At 48.7% G+C, this 19303-nt stretch carries 16 protein-coding genes, 3 tRNA genes, 1 other RNA gene and 1 other annotated feature; of the genes, 15 read left to right on the forward strand and 5 right to left on the reverse strand.

The features are described 5' to 3' along the window. The first annotated feature begins 302 nt into the window (after nt 1–302). Entirely contained in the window at nt 303–1766 is a 1464-nt protein-coding gene (gene guaB, locus KNP75_RS15440) for an IMP dehydrogenase (RefSeq protein WP_034781919.1), read from the forward strand. A gap of 44 nt (nt 1767–1810) precedes the next feature. Here the strand turns inward: guaB and KNP75_RS15445 are convergent, their stop codons facing one another. The 3 genes from KNP75_RS15445 to pdxR form a co-directional block, all read right to left on the reverse strand. Further along, nucleotides 1811–5239, reverse strand: a complete 3429-nt coding sequence (locus KNP75_RS15445; protein WP_215190772.1) for an alpha-amylase family glycosyl hydrolase — start codon at nt 5237–5239, stop codon at nt 1811–1813. A 138-nt stretch (nt 5240–5377) separates the two neighbouring features. Beyond that, nucleotides 5378–5992, reverse strand: coding sequence for a class A sortase (locus tag KNP75_RS15450; protein WP_214755145.1), 615 nt, complete (start codon nt 5990–5992; stop codon nt 5378–5380). After that, nucleotides 5992–7392, reverse strand: coding sequence for a MocR-like pyridoxine biosynthesis transcription factor PdxR (pdxR, locus tag KNP75_RS15455; protein WP_034781910.1), 1401 nt, complete (start codon nt 7390–7392; stop codon nt 5992–5994). Before pdxR ends, KNP75_RS15450 begins: the two co-directional genes overlap by 1 nt. A gap of 284 nt (nt 7393–7676) precedes the next feature. On the opposite strand from pdxR, the gene pdxS reads away from it, so the two are divergent. The 8 genes from pdxS to KNP75_RS15495 all read left to right on the forward strand — a co-directional run bounded on the left by pdxS (nt 7677) and on the right by KNP75_RS15495 (nt 13699). Then, on the forward strand, nt 7677–8567 hold the full coding sequence (pdxS, locus tag KNP75_RS15460; protein WP_021066746.1) for a pyridoxal 5'-phosphate synthase lyase subunit PdxS: 891 nt from the start codon (nt 7677–7679) through the stop codon (nt 8565–8567). Nucleotide 8568: 1 nt separating this feature from the next. Continuing rightward, a complete protein-coding gene (gene pdxT, locus KNP75_RS15465; protein WP_215190773.1) occupies nt 8569–9147 on the forward strand; it encodes a pyridoxal 5'-phosphate synthase glutaminase subunit PdxT in 579 nt (192 codons plus the stop codon). A gap of 87 nt (nt 9148–9234) precedes the next feature. Further along, nucleotides 9235–10479, forward strand: a complete 1245-nt coding sequence (locus tag KNP75_RS15470) for a D-alanyl-D-alanine carboxypeptidase family protein (protein WP_233005522.1) — start codon at nt 9235–9237, stop codon at nt 10477–10479. 18 nt (nt 10480–10497) lie between these two features. Beyond that, nucleotides 10498–10705 (forward strand) — a binding site (T-box leader). Nucleotides 10706–10756: 51 nt separating this feature from the next. Beyond that, the gene (gene serS, locus KNP75_RS15475; RefSeq protein ID WP_215190774.1) at nt 10757–12040 is read left to right on the forward strand and encodes a serine--tRNA ligase; all 1284 of its coding nucleotides are present in this window, start codon (nt 10757–10759) and stop codon (nt 12038–12040) included. A 156-nt stretch (nt 12041–12196) separates the two neighbouring features. Next, nucleotides 12197–12287, forward strand: a tRNA-Ser gene (locus KNP75_RS15480). 38 nt (nt 12288–12325) lie between these two features. Beyond that, nucleotides 12326–12416, forward strand: a tRNA-Ser gene (locus KNP75_RS15485). 29 nt (nt 12417–12445) lie between these two features. Then, nucleotides 12446–12535 (forward strand) — tRNA-Ser (locus KNP75_RS15490). A 165-nt stretch (nt 12536–12700) separates the two neighbouring features. Further along, entirely contained in the window at nt 12701–13699 is a 999-nt protein-coding gene (locus KNP75_RS15495) for a hypothetical protein (protein WP_215190775.1), read from the forward strand. Between the two features lie 42 nt (nt 13700–13741). Here the strand turns inward: KNP75_RS15495 and KNP75_RS15500 are convergent, their stop codons facing one another. After that, nucleotides 13742–14413 carry a deoxynucleoside kinase gene (locus tag KNP75_RS15500; protein WP_215190776.1) on the reverse strand — a complete coding sequence of 224 codons (672 nt, stop codon included), beginning with the start codon at nt 14411–14413 and terminating at the stop codon, nt 13742–13744. Beyond that, nucleotides 14410–15045, reverse strand: a complete 636-nt coding sequence (locus tag KNP75_RS15505; RefSeq protein WP_114167452.1) for a deoxynucleoside kinase — start codon at nt 15043–15045, stop codon at nt 14410–14412. Before KNP75_RS15505 ends, KNP75_RS15500 begins: the two co-directional genes overlap by 4 nt. Nucleotides 15046–15166: 121 nt before the next feature. Here KNP75_RS15505 and tadA point away from each other — a divergent pair, with 121 nt between their 5' ends. From tadA to KNP75_RS15535, 6 genes are all read left to right on the forward strand, one after another. After that, entirely contained in the window at nt 15167–15667 is a 501-nt protein-coding gene (gene tadA, locus KNP75_RS15510; protein WP_214755137.1) for a tRNA adenosine(34) deaminase TadA, read from the forward strand. Nucleotides 15668–15720: 53 nt separating this feature from the next. Next, nucleotides 15721–15989, forward strand: an RNA gene (gene ffs, locus KNP75_RS15515) — signal recognition particle sRNA large type. Nucleotides 15990–16083: 94 nt separating this feature from the next. Further along, complete coding sequence (gene dnaX / locus KNP75_RS15520) at nt 16084–17760, forward strand: DNA polymerase III subunit gamma/tau (protein ID WP_215190777.1); 1677 nt, start codon at nt 16084–16086, stop codon at nt 17758–17760. A 15-nt stretch (nt 17761–17775) separates the two neighbouring features. Next, nucleotides 17776–18093: a YbaB/EbfC family nucleoid-associated protein gene (locus KNP75_RS15525; protein WP_034781885.1), complete on the forward strand. Its 318-nt coding sequence runs from the start codon at nt 17776–17778 to the stop codon at nt 18091–18093. A gap of 22 nt (nt 18094–18115) precedes the next feature. Next, entirely contained in the window at nt 18116–18715 is a 600-nt protein-coding gene (recR, locus tag KNP75_RS15530; protein WP_021065285.1) for a recombination mediator RecR, read from the forward strand. Continuing rightward, on the forward strand, nt 18712–18936 hold the full coding sequence (locus tag KNP75_RS15535; RefSeq protein WP_034781883.1) for a YaaL family protein: 225 nt from the start codon (nt 18712–18714) through the stop codon (nt 18934–18936). The genes recR and KNP75_RS15535 overlap by 4 nt, the downstream gene beginning before the upstream one ends. Nucleotides 18937–19303: the final 367 nt, after the last annotated feature.

Consider the following 19303-nt stretch of genomic DNA (forward strand, 5'->3'; position numbering starts at 1 on the left):
GCGCCGAAAGTAGTTGGGGGTCTCCCCCTGTGAGGATAGGACGTTGCCAGGCCAACGCGAAAGACGATCAAGCATCCGCTTGGTCGTCTTTTTTTGTGGATTGTCATTAAATTTTCTATTCGTAAGCGACACATACAATCTAATTCCGAACATTAAAAGATGAAAGTGAATGGAACGAACACAATTCTGAACTTTCTGAACATCGTGAATTGAATTGCACTTTCGCCCTATACCTGTTACCATTACAGAAATATTTCGAAACAAAGATTCGGGTCCGATAGGGAAAGGGGCAATCGATTTTTATGTGGGAAAACAAGTTTGCAAAAGAAGGATTAACGTTTGATGACGTGTTACTCGTACCGCGCTTTTCAAATGTCTTGCCAAGAGATGTGAGTTTGAGCACTAAACTTTGTGAAGGTCTAGAGTTGAACGTACCAATCATCAGTGCAGGTATGGATACGGTCACAGAAGCACCGATGGCCATCGCTATGGCACGCCAAGGTGGTCTAGGAGTCATTCATAAAAACATGTCGATGGAGATGCAGGCAGAACACGTCGATCGCGTTAAACGCTCGGAGAACGGCGTCATCACGAACCCATTCTATTTGACGCCTGAGCGTCAAGTGTACGATGCAGAGTACTTGATGAGTAAATACCGTATCTCAGGTGTTCCAATCGTTAATTCGGAAACAGAACGCAAGTTGATTGGGATTTTAACAAACCGCGACCTTCGCTTCATTAAAGATTACTCGACAGTGATTGCGGATGTCATGACAACGGAAAACCTCGTCACCGCAAAAGTAGGGACGTCCCTTGAAGAAGCAGAACGTATTCTTCATCAACATCGGATTGAAAAATTACCGCTCGTTGATGATTCAGGTGTGTTAAAAGGTCTCATTACGACAAAAGATATTGAGAAAGTCGAACAGTTCCCGCACGCAGCGAAAGACAAACAAGGTCGCTTACTCGTTGCAGCCGCCGTCGGTGTCACGAAAGATGCCGCATCGCGTGCTCAAATCCTTGTCGATGCTGGTGTCGATGCTCTAGTGGTAGACACAGCTCACGGCCATTCAGCCGGCGTCATTGAGAAAGTAAAAGAGTTACGTGACATGTTCCCGACACTCCCGATTATTGCAGGGAATGTCGCGACAGCCGAAGCAACACGGGCTTTGATTGAAGCCGGTGCATCGGTCATCAAAGTCGGGATTGGCCCAGGGTCAATCTGTACGACACGAGTCGTAGCAGGTGTCGGCGTTCCACAAATCACAGCGGTATACGATTGTGTCACAGAAGCTAGAGAACATGGTGTCACAGTCATTGCCGATGGTGGAATCAAGTATTCAGGTGATATCGTGAAAGCAATTGCGGCTGGTGGTCATGCGGTCATGCTCGGTAGTCTTCTCGCTGGTGTGAAAGAGAGTCCAGGTGAGATGGAAATCTATCAAGGACGTCAGTTCAAAACATACCGTGGAATGGGTTCTGAAGCCTCGATGAAACGTGGAAGCCAAGATCGCTACTTCCAAGAAGCGGACAAGAAATTCGTGCCGGAAGGTATTGAAGGTCGTGTCGCTTATCGTGGCGAGTTGGCAGATACGGTGTATCAACTCATCGGTGGCCTTCGCTCAGGAATGGGTTATTGTGGGGCAGCTGACATTCGGGCGTTACGCGAAGATACGCAGTTTATCCGCATGACAGGGGCTGGCTTGCAAGAAAGCCATCCACATGATGTTCATATCACTAAAGAAGCTCCAAACTACTCACGTTAAACGAAAAGCCGTTGTCTCTATTCAGAGGCAACGGCTTTTTATTATTATTTTTTAACTTTGTTGACAAGAATGACTGTACCACCATCATCTTGCGCAGGCAAGCTGACCGTGACTTTGCCATCTCGTTTGACCACATAGTTTCGTCCACTATAGCGATCGACAAGTTTCGTCTTATACTTAAGGTTCGTTTGGAACGTAATCGTTCGCTTCGCCTCTGTCGTATTCAAGGCGACAAGGATCGAGTCCTTGCCGTGTTTTCGTTCAAAGACAGAATATCCCTTCGCAGACCCACCCGCAATAACGGCCCGTGTTCCTTTGCTAAATACTTTCGAATAGTCAGCACGAATATTGAGAAGCTTCTGGTAATGCGTGTGCATCACTTTGCCTTCTCCTTTGACTCGCTTCCAGTCGAAGTCATAACGGTTTTCATTGAACTCGCCTTTATCCATATCCAAGGCATGTTTTCCTGACTGACCGACCTCTTCACCATAGTAGATGACAGGTTGACCTTTCGCCGTCATTTGAAGCGAAGCGGCGACCATGTGTTTTCCTTCATCTCCTCCGGCACGTGATACGAGGAAACCATCTTCGTCATGACTACTGAGGAACTGTCCGAGCGTCGCTTCATTCGAGAGTTGTGTGTTGCGGTATTGGAGCGCGCTCTCGACGTCATCAATATTCCCGTTGATGAACCGCTCAGCTTGATATTTGAAGTCAAAGTCGAGTAGCGAATCCATTTGGCCGCTCTGTAAGTAACCGCCCGTGTTGTTTACACTCGCGCCGTAATGTTCTCCAATCATCTTGAAGTCTGGTTTAAGTGCCGTTAACTCGTTTTTGAACGACTTCCATGTTGTCGAATCGACGTGTTTGACTGTATCAACGCGGAAGTAGTCGATGGTGTTACCCTTTTTCGTCTTCGAGCGTTTAATCCAATCTGTCTGCCATTTGACGAGTTGTTCACGAACAGCTGCTTCCTCTGTTTTAAAGTCTGGCAGCCCAGAGAGTGACATTTTTAAATCATCCCCATCGACCGGGTTCGAACGAATCATTCCCTCGAACGCTTTACGTTCCTGATTTGTCGGGAAGTTTGTCGCACCCGTGTCCACAGCTCCTGGTTCCATGCCGTAGCCAGGGTGGTTCAGGACGACGTCGACCATAATCTTGATGCCTCGTGCGTTTGCTTCGTCGATGAGACGATGGAACGCCTTCATATCCCCAAGATGCTCATCGAGTTTTTCGAAGTTTTTCGCCCAATAGCCGTGGTAGCCGTACTGTGAGCCGTCTTTACCGTAACGAAGATCCCAATCAATGTTGTCGACGATCGGTGTGATCCAAATTGTATTGATACCTAACTTGTCTAAATAGTCGAGTTTTTTCGTGACGCCGGCAAAGTCGCCGCCGTGATACGACTCAAGATGGTCTTGGTCGTAGTATTCACCATTCGGGTTATTATTCGTTTTATCCCCGTCATAGAAGCGATCGGTCAGCATGAAGTAAATCCGTGCCTCGTCCCAATCAAATTCTTGCTTATCTTTCATGGAGATCGGGCGGACCGTCAACGATGTTTTCGTCTTATGAACGTTTCCGTATTGGTCAATCGCCGTAATCGTCAAATACTTATTGCCTGGTTTGACAGTATCTTTCACTGCAATCGTCTGTTTGTTCAGTGCCGGGTCGACCGCTAGCTTGGCTGGTCCACCGAGTGGACGGGCATCGATGTACATTTCTCGTAATTGGACACCTTTTGGCAACGTCGGCTTCACCTGGACGACCGCGTTTTCTCGAGAACTAATCGCTTTTGGAGCAACAGAAGCGGTCAATTTGACGTTGGGACGACGATATTCAACGCTCGACGCCTCAAAGTAAGGGTCTTTCACTTCAGTCGTGACACCGTCTTTCGTGACAAGGAATGTATAATCATGCTCCCCTTCCGGCAATTTTACCGTATGACGGAACCATTCGTTCTTCGCTTCGTAAGTCATCGGGTATGTCGTGCCATTGACTTTTAACGCGACGCTGTCGATTTCATCGAGTTGTCCTTCTTCATACAACGCTTTGTCACGGTAGAAGAACGTGACGGCACCATCTTCAAACACGGGCCCTTGAATCGTCGGTACTTGGTGGAACGTTCCTTTTCCGCTCTCGACGACGACCTTTGTGACTCGATCATTGCCGAGTTTCACATAACGGTCTTCCCCGTAACCATCCTTCACGGCCCAATCCGTGCCTTTGCGGATGACAAAGCCTACGTTGGTCGCATCTTTTCCGACCGGGATACGGAAGACGGCACCTTCTTCAGTGATTTTGTATGGATCTACTTGGCCATCTTTGGCACCAGTACTCCACGTCCATAAATTCCAATCGGTATAATCGTTGTCGGCCCGGACGTACAACATCTCGATGTAGCGTTGTGTTTTCCATGGATCGGCGATTTCAGTGATGGTTTTAAATGACGTCGTCAATGCCGGTAACGTCGTGTTCGACAGGTTTCCTTTCACAGCGTCCGCGGGAAGGGTCGCGGTATATGTTTGATTCAAGCCGAGTGCTTCGGTCGGTGTGACGGTCACTGTCGATCCGCTCGCTTCAGCCGTGAACGGTACAGCTGTCTCGCCATTCATCAAGCTGATGTTCGAAGCGTCTAACGACACAGGCTCATTGAACGTCCAAGTGATTGGGGATTTGATGTCCATTTGTTCCGATTGATTGGCCGGTGTGACTGCTGTCACTTCGAGTTGACTGACCGTCTCGACACCGCTCAACGTGAAGGCTGGGCTATATACCGATTGTGTCGACGGAGTAGCCGAAACGTTCCAACTATCGGCGACTTTGTTGGCCGAATTACTTGGAATCGTGTCGAACGCACCATGCTCGGTAGCGTTATTCCCACTGAGTACCGTGAGGACCCGAACGGTATCCTCGTTGCTTAGGCCAAGCAGGGACAATGGGATTTTGCCTTCAAATCCTTTCGTGCGGTCAATAGCAAACGAGGCGCCGTTCAAGTTGCTTAAGTTTGCGAGTGGTGTGGATTTACCTGCTTCATACAGAGCAGCTTCTTTTACTGATGTATCGCCATCGACGCGAAGTAAAATATGATACTGTGGTTTTTTATCGGTTTGGCTAAAGTTGAACGGATAGCCAAGCGGGTTTGTCGCTACGCCTGAATCTTGTTCATTGATTTGGAGGGCGATATTTATGTACTGACCATTGTCGCCCCAGTTCGGGACGTTGTTCGCATCCACATAAAAGTAAAGGTTACGTGCATCGTTCTGCAGATAGACGTCTCCTAAATCGAATCCTTGCCAACCCGCCTGTGGGGATGTGGCGAGCGCTGGCGTGTTCGTCCAATCTGTTTTTAAGCCATCAATTGAGATTGTGGCAGGTTCAGCCAAAGCGTTCATCGGGACGCCGGCTTGGATCAGGAGAACGGATGATAAAAGTAACGTGGTCGTCTGTCGTGCCGCTTTCTTCTTCATAAAGCACCTCTTTCATGGAATGTGTCGTCTACAGGGCAACGAATTGTCAAAATTGCGCAAACGGTTTCAGGAATAGTTTAGCTGAATATGTAAGCGCTCACAATATGTTTTTTGAAAAATAATAAAAACGCCTATCGGTTAGAGAGGCGTTTGCTTCACGAGGCGTCCTTTCACAATCAACCGTTCCGTCGTATCGAACGTACACGTGACGAGCGTAATCGTCGGTTCAGTTGTTGGTTCGAGTACATCAACTTGTGTCGGGGGGACAGTCTCTAGGGAAGTAACTTCGTACTGGAACGTGTGCTTCATGTCGGTTACATAGATGGACATGCCGATGTCGAGGGTATGGAGTGGCCCGAACAGTGCGGTCGGGCTTTGCGTATAGTGGCCGGCAAGTGCGTAGTTTCCGGTTCCCATGTGCTGGGACGGATCCATCGTTCCGGCACCGACAGCCAAGTTCTCGTTATCGAGACCATATAAAATGGGCAGTTCAAGGTTAACATCTGGAATGGAAATGAGACCCAGGGTCGGTAATTCGTGAAACCGATTGCGCACAGTCAATAGTTGTTCCCAGGATAATGGCTCGACGTTTGAAAACTCAAATTCGCCGGTTTCGGGCTGTTTCGGTTGAATCTCGGCGGTCACTTGTTGACTGTTCCACGTCGCGAGTTGGTCTTTCCACCACGATTCGGATAACAGGAGTGTACCGATTAATAAGAGGAGACCACCGACGAAATAGCGTGACCGTTTCATCAATCTCTTCCTTTCTCAATGTTCCAACACGACATGAGTGCACTGACGGCGGCAGGTAATACTTCTTCAGATAAGGCGGCAAACCCGAATAAAAGCTGTGGGACCGTATCGCTCGAGTTGATGCGATAATCGGTCATCGCATTGATTCGAATACTCGCGGCTTCGGCCAGACGTTTTAATTCTTCGCTCGACTTTGTCGTTTGGACAGATAGCACAACATGAAGGCCTGCGCTCGCCCCTGTGATGGAGACAATCGGTTCATACGGTTTGAAAGCGGCGATGATGATTTCAAGTTTACGTCGATATGTTTTACGCATCCGGTTCAGATGTTTCTCAAAATCACCGGTCGCCATAAATTCGGCCAACGTGTGTTGCTCGAAGCGGGGCACGCTGCATGTGAAGTGACGATAACGTTCCCGGTAGCGATTCAACAGCGGAGGGGGGAGCACCATATAACCGATTCGCAATGAAGGCATTAGCGATTTCGAGAACGTGCTCAAATAGACGACCCGCTCGTTTTGATCCATGCTTTGCAAGGACGGGATGGGCTTACCGCTATAACGGAATTCGCTGTCATAATCGTCTTCGATCACATATGTTTGCTGCTCCGATGCCCAGTTGAGCAGACGTTGACGGCGGCTGACCGATAAAATCGTTCCGGTCGGGAATTGATGGGCCGGTGTCACATAAAGGGCATCGATGGCTGCTTGTTCCACCACATCGACACGGACGCCACTCTCATCAACAGGAATTGGAATGAACGTCCGTCGTTGATGGGCGAACAGTTGGCGGGTGAGCGGATACCCCGGATCCTCAATGCCGAACGTCGTGGTATCCGGCAACAGTTCTAACAATTGGGGCAACAGCTGCTCGGTTCCCGATCCGACAACGATTTGTTCGGGAGAACAATGCACACCACGCGAATGGTAGAGATAGGTCGCAATTTCTTGACGAAGGACGAAATCGCCTTGTACAGAGCCAAGTGACAGCAAATCGTGATGTTCTTCCGAGACGACTTGTTTTAAGTGCCGGCGCCAACGTTCGAATGGGAAAGCGGTCGTGTCGATTTGACTCGGATACAAGTCGAACTCATATGTTTTTTTCACCGGGAGCGGTTCGATGACGCTACTGCCGCGCCGGACGTACAGTTCTTCTTGCGGTAACACGTAGAAGCCTTTGCGTGGCAACGACTCGATGTATCCTTCCGCGAGCAACTGGGCGTAAGCCAGTTCAACTGTCGTTTGTGATACATCTAAAAACTCGCCTAACTTACGTTTGGACGGAAGTTTTGTCCCGGTGGTGAGGGTGTCATCGACGATGGCTTGTCGAATGTGCAAATAGAGTTGTTCATATAACGGGACGCTCGAGTCAGCCTCGAGCGAGAACGTGAGCATATCCATAGTTAATCCTTTCTAGTCAGCCAAAGAAAAAATAGAGCATGAATCCGATAACGAGTAGGAGCGAAAACACTCCGGCTTTCCCGAAAAAGCTTCGTCCATGCGCCTCGTCACGACTGTTCCATTGGTCCATTTCATCATCCCCCTTGTCCTTTACAACATTCGAGAATTAGGAAATGAAGTCCTTTGTTTAAACTGACCACTTCAGAAAATACAAAACTGGCACTTTCAATATAGTCAAATCAATTTATACTTGCAAGTAGACTAGCTTATTGGAGGGGATCCATTTGGAAAAGAGACAAGTAGGGACAGACAAAGTAAAACGAGGTATGGCTGAGATGCAAAAAGGTGGCGTCATCATGGACGTCATCAACGCGGAGCAAGCCAAAATTGCTGAAGCGGCAGGTGCAGTTGCCGTCATGGCACTCGAGCGCGTACCTTCAGATATTCGCAAAATGGGCGGCGTTGCTCGTATGGCCGATCCGACAATCATCGAAGACGTCATGGGTGCGGTATCGGTACCGGTCATGGCGAAGTGCCGGATCGGTCACATCGCTGAAGCCCGTGTCCTTGAATCAATGGGGGTTGATTTCATTGACGAGAGCGAAGTATTGACACCTGCTGACGAAGAGTTCCATCTCTACAAACGTGACTACAAAGCACCATTCGTCTGTGGCGCTCGTGACCTCGGTGAAGCATCACGCCGCATCGGGGAAGGTGCAGCAATGATTCGGACGAAAGGTGAACCGGGAACCGGCAATATCGTTGAAGCAGTTCGTCACATGCGTACCGTTCAAGCCCAAGTGAAACGATTGCTCTCGATGAGCATCGATGAAGTGATGACGGAAGCGCGTGACCTTGGTGCCCCGTTTGAAGTACTCATGCAAATCCGTGAAGCAGGCCGCCTCCCGGTCGTCAACTTCGCAGCAGGCGGAATTGCGACACCAGCCGATGCGGCACTCATGATGCACCTCGGAGCGGACGGCGTCTTTGTCGGATCAGGAATCTTCAAAGCGGAGAACCCTGAGAAATTTGCCCGTGCCATCGTCGAAGCAACGACATACCATGATGACTATGAGCGCATCGCGCACTTGTCGAAAGGACTCGGCGAAGCGATGAAAGGGCTCGACGTCCGCACGCTCAAACAAGAAGAACTCATGGCACCGCGAGGTTGGTAAGATGACCACGATTGGTGTACTCGGAATGCAAGGTGCGATTCGCGAACACGTTCATATGCTCGAAGCACTTGGTGCGGATACGCTCGTCGTCCGCTCGGTCGATGACTTAAATCGAATCGATGGACTCGTCTTGCCGGGTGGGGAGAGCACGGCGATGCGTCGCCTACTAGATCGGTACGAGTTGCTCGAGCCGTTACGTGAGAATACGGAGTTGCCGATGTTTGGGACGTGCGCTGGTTTGATTTTGCTCGCGACCGAAGTCGAAGGGTATGATGCGCATTTGCGTAAAATTCCGATGACGGTCAAACGGAATGCGTTCGGACGACAAGTTGACAGCTTCGAAGTCGATTTGACTGTCAATGGAATCGATGACGCTGTCGAAGCGGTGTTCATTCGAGCGCCGCAAGTCGCATCGGTCGAAGTGAGCGTCGAAGTGCTCGCCGAGGTCGAGGAAGCGATTGTCGCGGTTCGGTATGACAAGTATATGGCCTGCTCGTTCCACCCGGAATTGACGGACGACTTGTCCATGCACCGCTATTTTTTGGACATGGTTGAAGCGACGAAGCGACAACTCGCCTGATTGAAAGGCTCCCTAGCAAATAGGGAGCCTTTTTCATGTGTTTTTTTGCTACACTGTAACGAGATACGTATAGAAAGGGGCAAGACCGTGAGACAAAGATGGATTGGATGGATGCTCGTTTGGGCAATCCTTTTAAATATGATCGTGCCGACGGATGCATCGGCGGCACCTAAAGTTGATGCGACCGGCGCGATGCTCGTGGACATGACGACGGGACAAATCCTGTTCTCACAAGAAGAGGACGCCATGCTTCCTCCGGCATCAATCACTAAGCTGATGACCGCTTTTCTCGTCCGAGAAGCCATCGAAGCGGGTGACCTCAGTTGGAACCAAGAAGTAACCCCGAGCGACAAGGCGTTGGCGCTGACCCGAAAACCAGGATTGGCTCGGATTCCGCTCGTCAATAAACCGTACACGGTAAAAGAACTTTACGATGTGGCGTTGATTCGTTCCGCGAACGAGGCAGCGGTCACATTGGCCGAGGCCGTCTCTGGTTCGGAAGGGGTATTCGTAAAGAAAATGAACGAACGGGCGACCGAACTTGGCATGACCCAAACGACGTTCGCCAATGCATCGGGACTTGACTCTGTGTCAGCGGGACGTCCAGGGGAGAATTTGACATCGGCCAATGATTTGATGATGCTCGCTTTGGCTTATTTGACGAAGTTCCCGGAAGTGCTCGATGTGACGAAACAAGCGTATGTCGACATCGACGGGGTCCGCTTCGAAGCGACGAATCGGATGCTCGCCGGTCGAGATTTAGCCTATCCGGGCATGCTTGGCTTCAAAACGGGCACGACCGACGATGCCGGTTACTGCTTCATCGGCGTGTCGACTCGAGATGGACGTACCGTGCTGTCGGTCGTTCTAGGAGCGAAGACCGATCAAGGGCGTTATACTGCCACGAAAGCTCTTCACGACTATGCATATGGAGACTTCGTCTTAACCCCGATCTTACGGACAGGCGAAATCGTCCCGGCGACGCTCCATGTCGCTGAAGGTGCGGTCGAGACAGCGAAAGTGCGCACGACGTCGGCCTTTGAAGTGCTCGTCGAGAAAGGGCAGGATGTACCTGAACCGACTTACGATCTTCCGGATACGAAAGCCCCAATTGCGGCCGATCAACAGGTCGGGACCGTCACCATCGAGCCTTCTGGAAGCGTTCGGTATCTAGATGGTGAACTTCCACCTAAAGGAACGCTCGTCGCGGCCGAACCGGTCGAGATGGCGTCGTTTTTGACACGTATGACGCGTGCCTTCTCCGACTTTTTAGATGAGATTCGACTCGTGCTCGGAAAACTGAGTCTTGTCGATAGAGTTGAGATGTTGTAAAGTAAAACTAATTCAATGACAGATGCAATGATGGGGAAAAGTACGTTACGGTCATCTACTGACAGAGAGCTAGTGGTTGGTGCAAACTAGTGGGATGATGTAACCGAATCGGCCTCGGAGCATTGGCTTGGAAACAAGTCACGTTACGCACACGTTACGTGCATCGAGTGGCCCGATTTCGGGCAACGAGGGTGGCAACGCGGATCCAAGGTGGTTCGTCCCTTTCCTACGGGAAAGGGGCGTGCCACCTTTTTATGTGAAAAAGGAGGAACAACGAATGTTAGACATTAAACGATTACGAACAGATTTTGAAGAGATTAAAACGAAGCTAGCTCATCGCGGCGAGGATTTGAGTGCGCTCGATCGTTTCCCGGAGTTAGAAGAGAAACGCCGCAACTTGATCAATGAGGTTGAAGTGAAGAAAGCGAAACGAAATGAAGCGACGAAACAAATTGCGGAATTGAAACGCAATAAGCAAGATGCGGATGGACCGATTCTCGAGACGCGCCGTCTCGGGGATGAAATCAAATTGCTCGATGAAGAGTTGCGTGAAGTCGAGGCCGAATTGAACTTGATTCTCCTCAGCATCCCGAACATCCCGCACGAATCAACGCCAATTGGCGAAACGGAAGACGATAACGTCACCATCCGTGAAGTCGGAACAAAACCGACGTTCGAATTCGAACTCAAACAACATTGGGACGTCATGGAAGACTTGAAAATCGTCGATGTGGAACGAGCGGGTAAAGTAACAGGTAGCCGGTTTGTCTTTTATAAAGGTCTCGGCGCCCGTCTCGAACGTGCCCTCATCAACTTCATGATGGATATGCATGCCGATGAACATGGCTATTCTGAAGTGCTCCCTCCTTATATGGTCAACCGCGACGCGATGACCGGGACGGGACAACTTCCTAAATTTGAGGAAGACGCATTCAAAGTGGCGGATACGAACTATTTCCTCGTACCGACGGCAGAAGTTCCGGTGACGAACATGCACCGTGACGAGATCATCACGGAAGACCAACTTCCAATCACGTATACGGCGTATAGCGCTTGTTTCCGTTCAGAAGCGGGATCAGCTGGTCGCGACACGCGTGGGCTCATTCGTCAGCATCAGTTCAACAAAGTCGAGCTCGTCCGGTTCGTGAAACCTGAAGAGTCTTATGAACAACTCGAGCTGTTGACGGGCCACGCTGAAGAAGTGCTTAAGCGTCTCGGTCTCCCATATCAAGTGCTCAGCATGTGTACGGCCGATCTCGGCTTCACGGCTGCGAAGAAATATGACATCGAAGTATGGATGCCGGCGCAAGGGATGTATCGCGAAATTTCATCTTGCTCGAACTTTGAAGACTTCCAAGCGCGCCGGGCCGGAATCCGTTTCCGTCGCGAAGCGAACGCGAAGCCGGAATTCGTCCACACGCTTAACGGATCTGGTCTCGCTGTCGGCCGGACCGTCGCTGCGATTTTAGAGAACTTCCAACAGGCTGACGGTTCAGTCGTCATTCCAGAAGTGCTACGTCCATATATGGGCGGTATCGAGAAAATTGAAATGCCTCACTAATGAACAAACCAACCCGTCTGAAACGTATCGTTCAGGCGGGGTTTTTTTTGGGTTTTTTTAATGTTTTTGCACAAAAGGGTTTGACATCTGCTTGCCAAGTTGATACTATAAATCATGTCGAGCGAGATGATTGCTCACCAATTGTATATGAGCTTTGGAGGTGTACCCAAGTGGTTTAAGGGAACGGTCTTGAAAACCGTCAGGGGTGTAATAGCCTGCGTGGGTTCGAATCCCACCACCTCCTCCATTTTTATTTTTGGAGGCTCAACAATTTCATACTATTTTGGAGGTGTACCCAAGTGGTTTAAGGGAACGGTCTTGAAAACCGTCAGGGGTGTAATAGCCTGCGTGGGTTCGAATCCCACCACCTCCTCCACTTTCTTTTTTTTACACTTTTTTAAGCCTGGAGTTGTACCCAAGCCCGGCTGAAGGGGACGGACTCGAAATCCGTTAGGAGTCGTAAGGCTCGCGTGGGTTCGAATCCCACCAACTCCGCTTGTTTTGGCATCTGCATGGGCAGATGCGTTTTTTTATGGTCGTAGACTCCGGTCTGCGGCTTTTTTGTTTGTGTCAATCCGGCGAAAAACAGCTAATCCGGTGACTAATCGGGAATCTTAATCATATAGACTGTGATGGCGCAAAGGGAAGGAGATGAGCGTCATGGATTGGATTGAGATGTATATCGATGAGGTCGTGCGACACGTTCCTCCGAAACGGCGCGAGGAGGCGGCTACCTCGATTCGGCAATCGATCGAGGCGGCATTGCCCGAACACCCGACTGAGGCGGACGTGAAACGAGTGTTAGAGGAGATTGGGCATCCAACCGTCGTTGCCGCACGTTATAAGGAAGGACAGTATGTCATCGGACCACGTTTTTTCCCAATGTATGTGACCGTAATTAAACTTGTCGTTCCAATCGTTTTAGCTGTCGTTTTCTTCGGTCTCGTGTTGTCTAGCATGCCGACGTTCTCAGGACCGCTTATGCCGACGATCGGCACATTTTTGACGAACATGTTCGATGCGCTGTGGGAGGTCGGGATTCAGCTCGTGTTTTGGATTACGCTCGTCTTCTTTTTGATTGAGCGCTATGCACCTGATGATGTACCGGCGCCAGATATGAAATGGGATGTGTCCAAGCTGAAAGAACGGGTGAAGGGCGGTCGAATCAGTAAATTTGACGCAGGGTTCGGGTTGTTTTGGACAGCCGTGTGGTTTGGCGTGTATATTAACGCCGAACAATTACTAGGGATTTATGAATCTACGAACGCGGGGTTCATGATGATCACTCCCATCTTCAATCAAACGTTCCTGATGGATGTGATTTGGTTATTTGTGACCGTCATCTTGCTTCAAGTCGTGCTTGGGGTATGGAAATGGATGAACGGACATTGGACGTATGCGCTCGCTTCGTTTAATTTGATCTACAATATTGCCTCGGCAACGTTCATCATCTGGATGGCCAGTTCCCCACAGTTACTCGACCCGCGATTTTTGAACTGGATCGAGACGAACGTTCCGAACGGCATGCTCTCGTTCGATTGGGTATTTGGATTGGTCGTCGCCATCACGATTTTGGCAGCAGTGTTTGATTCCATCGACGGTTTCCGAAAAGCTCGGAAGACGCCGACGTACCGGAAACCTCATATCGCCCACACATAAAAAGAAGGTGCACCGCTCAAGCGAGCGGTGCACCTTCTTTACTTATCTGATTTTCGCTTCGCGAGCGATCGTCAATTGTTTCTCGATTTTCTCCAAGATGAGTTCAACCGAGTTAGGGTCATTGATCAAGTCATACTCTTCGATTGAGAGACGAAGTACAGGGCAAAGGTTGAAGTTGTTGATCCACTCCGTATACCGAGCGTACATCTCTTCCCAATATGTGATCGGTGTTTGTTGTTCCATCTCGCGCCCGCGCATTTGAATGCGGTCGAGTACTTGCTCGAATGAGCCTTCAAGATAAATGAGAAGGTCAGGGTGTGGGAAGAATGGTGTCAGTACCATCGCTTCAAACAAACTTGAGTACGTCTCGTAGTCGGTTGGAGACATCGTCCCTTTTTCATAGTGCATCTTGGCAAAGATGCCAGTATCTTCGTAAATCGAGCGGTCTTGGATAAAGCCGCCGCCGTATTGGAAGATTTTCTTCTGTTCTTTGAACCGTTCAGCCAAGAAATAGATTTGAAGGTGGAAACTCCAACGCTCAAAATCATGATAAAATTTATCGAGATAAGGGTTCGTGTCTACTTTCTCGAGTGAAGTGCGGAAGTTGAGGGCATCGGCAAGTGAGTTCGTGATCGTTGATTTACCGATTCCGACCATTCCACCGATCGTGATGATCGTATCGTTCGGAATGTTATATTTTTCATTCAGCGTCATTTGATTTGTGCTCCTTTAGTCAATTCTAATTCACGTTCGATCGTCGAGAGGACGTGCGTCAAATCATCCGGGTTCTGGACAAAGTCGAGCTCATCTCCGCTAAACGAAAGAATCGTCACTTCGGGATGCGTCGCGCGGTATGATTCGATAAACGTTTCGTAATCATGAGCGAGCTGTTCGAGGTAATCGCGAGACATGTTCTCTTCTACTTCACGTCCTCGCAAGGCGACACGTTTCATCAATGTCTCGATGCTGGCGTGTAAGTAGATGACGACATCAGGTTTCGGCATATCGTGTGTCAAAATCTTATAGATTTGCTCATATTTGTTCAAATGAGCTGGTCTCAGGGAACGGTGAGCGAAAATTAAGTTCTTGAAAATATGATAGTCAGAAACGACGGATTGCTGTTGACTCAAGTGGTGTTTGTGGATATCGTCTAATTGCTTGAAGCGATTGCAAAGGAAGAACATCTCCGTTTGGAAGCTCCATTCGTCGATATCTTCATAAAACTTGCCGAGAAACGGATTCTCTTCTACAATTTCATTCAGCATCTGCATTGAAAAGTGCTGACTGATGATATGGGCCAGTGACGTTTTCCCGACACCAATCGGTCCCTCTACCGTTATAAACATATGATGTCATCCTCCATTATCCAAAGTGCAAGTTCCATTCTAGCATACAATGAAGTGGATAGGGCGAGCGAAATGATTTTCATTTTTTTTCATAATAAGTGATCAGAAACGGAGTGTGTATATGGAACGAGATGAACGATTTATGAGGCTTGCCATTGAAGAAGCAAAGAAGGCGGAAGCAATCGGCGAAGTCCCGATCGGATGCGTCATCGTTAAAGGTGATGAGGTGATTGCCGTCGGTCATAATCGTCGGGAAACCGACTTGTTGGCAGCGGCCCACGCCGAGATGATTGCGATTGAGCAGGCAAACCAGGCGCTCGGCAACTGGCGTTTAGAGGATTGCGAACTGTTCGTCACGTTAGAGCCGTGTCCGATGTGTGCGGGTGCCATCGTGCTGTCTCGTGTGAAGCGGGTTATCTTTGGTGCCCACGATCCGAAGGGTGGATGTTGCGGGACGCTCATGAACCTCGTCCAAGACGAACGCTTCAACCACCAAGCTGAAGTGACTGAAAATGTTTTAGCAGAAGAGTGTGGCGAGTTGCTGACAGTATTCTTCCGAAACCTTAGAGAACGGAAGAAGCAGGCGCGGCTTGAACAGAGAGGTTGCAACCCACCTGATTAAACAGTATAATGTAATAGCACTCAACGTAGTGCCTAACTTCATTTACCCATTTGCCGTGCTAGGCGGGGAGGTAGCGGTGCCCTGTAACTCGCAATCCGCTATAGCGAGACTGAATTCCGATTCGAGGGAGTGCATTGGTGTGGCCTGTCCTCGTGTAAGTGGCGTTGACGTCTGAGTCCTGCGCAACGGTCACCCATGAACCAGGTCAGGTCCGGAAGGAAGCAGCCTTAAGTGGTGACGTACCGTGTGCCGCAGGGGTGCTTGGGCCGAGCAAACTGCATGAGTAACGCACATTGACGTGCTTTCAGAAATCGGTGCGCGGCAGATTTATTTAATAACTTCAATCTACGGCCCCAGGGTTGTAGATTTTTTTGTATGATGAAATAGAGAATGTAAGGAAGAAAGGAGGCGGGGACATGGCGTATCAAGCGTTGTATCGGGTTTATCGTCCGCAGTCGTTCCAAGAGGTTGTCGGTCAAATTCATATCACACGCACGATTCAAAATGCGTTGCTTGAGGAACGAATGTCACATGCCTATTTGTTCTCGGGTCCACGAGGGACCGGGAAGACAAGTTTGGCGAAAATTATCGCGAAAGCCATCAACTGCGAGACGGCGCCTACACGAGAGCCGTGTAATACGTGCCCGACTTGTATTGCAATCACAGAAGGGACAAGCCCGGACGTGTTTGAAATCGATGCGGCTTCAAATAACGGGGTCGACGAGATTCGAGAAATTCGGGATAAAGTCAAATATCCGCCTTCTCAAGCGCGCTTCAAAGTATATATCATCGATGAAGTGCACATGCTTTCGACAGGTGCCTTCAACGCCTTGTTAAAGACGTTAGAAGAACCTCCGGCGCATGCCATCTTTATTTTGGCGACGACAGAACCGCATAAAATTCCAGCAACTATCATCTCGCGTTGTCAGCGTTTTGATGTGAAACGGCATGAAGTCGGTCAATTGCAGACACGTATGGCATATATCTTGAACGATCAAGATTATGACTATGATCCAGAGGCGCTCAAGCTGATTGCCCGTGCTGCCGATGGTGGGATGCGCGATGCACTCAGCCTACTCGATCAAGCGCTCGCTTTTAGCGATGGCCGTTTGACCGAAGACGCTGTGCTAGAAGTGACCGGCGCGGTGACAGATGATGCTCTGCTCGATATGGCTTACGGCTTACAGCAAAAGCAACTTGATCAAATTTTGAGTACGTTGGAAACGATGCTGCGTGAAGGTAAGGATTTGAAGCGATTCATTGAAGATCTCGTATTCGTTCATCGTGACGCCTTACTATTAAAGGCCTCACCTCAAGCGGTCGATTTACTCGAACGCGCTCGCCCGACAGAGACGTTCCGACAATTTGTTGAAGCGACGTCGACAGATGAACTATTCCAAGTGATTGAAGAGTTGAATGATTGTCAGCAACAGATGCGATTATCGAATCATCCGAAAGTTTTGGTGGAACTAACGTTTATTCGTATCGCCGAACAAGGGCGGACGATGACAGAACAGATGAAACAACTTCAAGAGCAGGTCCGTGAACTGAGTCGCGAGTTGAGTGAAGTCAAAAAAACGGGAGTCCCTGCAGCGGAAGCAACAACAGAGAAACCTAAAGTTGCCAAGCGAACTCAAATTCGAGTCCCAAAAGAACGCATCCGTCAATTATTGCAACGAGCGGAACGACAGCATTTAAACGCAATACGTGATAGCTGGGAAGATATCATGGGGAATATTCGAACGCAGGATGGTCCAATTTTTGCACTATTCTATGAGAGTGAGGCTGTGCTTTGTGCTAGTGACACCTTACTGGTACAATTTAAAGATGGGATGACGTGGCACTACGAGCAAGTTAGCTCGAACGGTCGCACGCGAGACGTGATTGAACAAGCCTTGTTTGAAGTGACGGGAATTCGTCGAGAAATCATGGCCGTACTAGAGACCGATTGGGTTGAGTTGAAGAATGAGTTCATCCTTCGTAAACAAGCTGAACGTTCGGATCATAAAGAAGAGGAAGTGGTTGAAGAAGATCCACTTATCTCGAAGGCCGTTGAACGTTTCGGTGACGTCGTTGAAATTGAAGAAGTTTAAAAGGAGGCGCTCTACATGCGTGGAATGGGAAACATGAACAATATGATGAAGCAAATGCAGAAAATGCAAAAAGATATGGCGAAAGCTCAAGAAGAATTGAAAGACTTGACTGTTGAAGGTACGGCAGGTGGCGGCATGGTAAAAGTTATCGTCAGTGGACATAAAGAAGTGCTAGATGTCATCATCGCTGAAGATGCTGTCGATCCAGATGACGTCGAAATGTTGCAAGATCTTGTTTTGGCAGCAGTTAACGACGGGATGAAGCAAGCTGACCAACTCGTTAATGACAAAATGGGACGTTTTACGCAAGGGATGAACCTTCCAGGCTTTTAAGTGAAGAAAGGAACGATGTGAGTTGCAATACCCTGAAGCGATCGGACGTTTGATTGAAAGCTTTACCAAATTGCCGGGCATTGGTCCGAAAACTGCCATACGTCTAGCATTCCACGTATTAGATATGGAAGAAGACGATGTGCTGACGTTCGCTAAGGCTCTTGTCAGCGCTAAGCGTGATATTAAATATTGTACGGTATGCGGGCACATTACAGATGTTGACCCATGCGCGATTTGTACGGATTCCCATCGCGACGAGACGGTGGTCTGTGTTGTTCAAGATTCTAGAGATGTGATTGCGATGGAGAAGATGCGAGAGTATCGTGGGAAGTACCATGTCTTGCATGGGGCGATTAGCCCAATGGAAGGGATTGGTCCTGAAGATATTAACGTGTCGAGCTTGTTAACGCGTCTTCAAGAAAATGAAGCGATTAGTGAAGTGATTTTGGCCACTAACCCGAACATCGAAGGGGAAGCGACTTCAATGTATCTGTCCCGACTCTTAAAACCGACTGGAATTCGTGTAACGCGTCTGGCGCACGGTTTACCTGTAGGCGGCGATCTAGAATATGCGGATGAAGTGACCTTATCAAGAGCGATGGAAGGTAGACGCGAACTATGAGATGGTTTCGCAAACCTCTCCGAGACGGATATGACCAACGATTTTTGTTAGAGCTGTTAGATGCTAAGGCGAAGTACGAATCGAAACGTCACATACTTGAAGTGAGTATCGAAGACACTGGGGAATTAGCAGCGCAAGTTAAACAAGCGGAAGCATTGTACTTCTTTTATTTAAAAGAGGCGAAGCAACGCAAAGTTTCACTTTCGAATTTAAGATCGTAAGGCGAGATATTCCATCTCGCCTTTTTATATGCCGAATGGTTAGGTCCATTCAACGTTCACTTTTTTCTCTATATAATGAAGAAACTAGAAACGCGTTCATCATTTTCTACAAAAAATGCAGACGACTAAAAAATAATTTAAAGTTTTTCTGAAAAAGCTATTGTGTATTCAAAGTTTTATTGATATATTAATAGACGTCGCCGAGAGCGGTTTTAAAAATCTAAAAAAGATATTGACTTCTCGTTAATAGCTTGTTAAGATATTTAAGTCGCCAAGAACGACAGACGAACTTTGAAAACTGAACGATGAGGCAAAAATAAGTTTTACAATTTTTGAATGAAGCGCAAGCTTCGTCATTTTTAAAGAG

This window comes from Exiguobacterium sp. s6 (assembly GCF_018618155.1).
GTDB lineage: Bacteria > Bacillota > Bacilli > Exiguobacteriales > Exiguobacteriaceae > Exiguobacterium > Exiguobacterium mexicanum_A.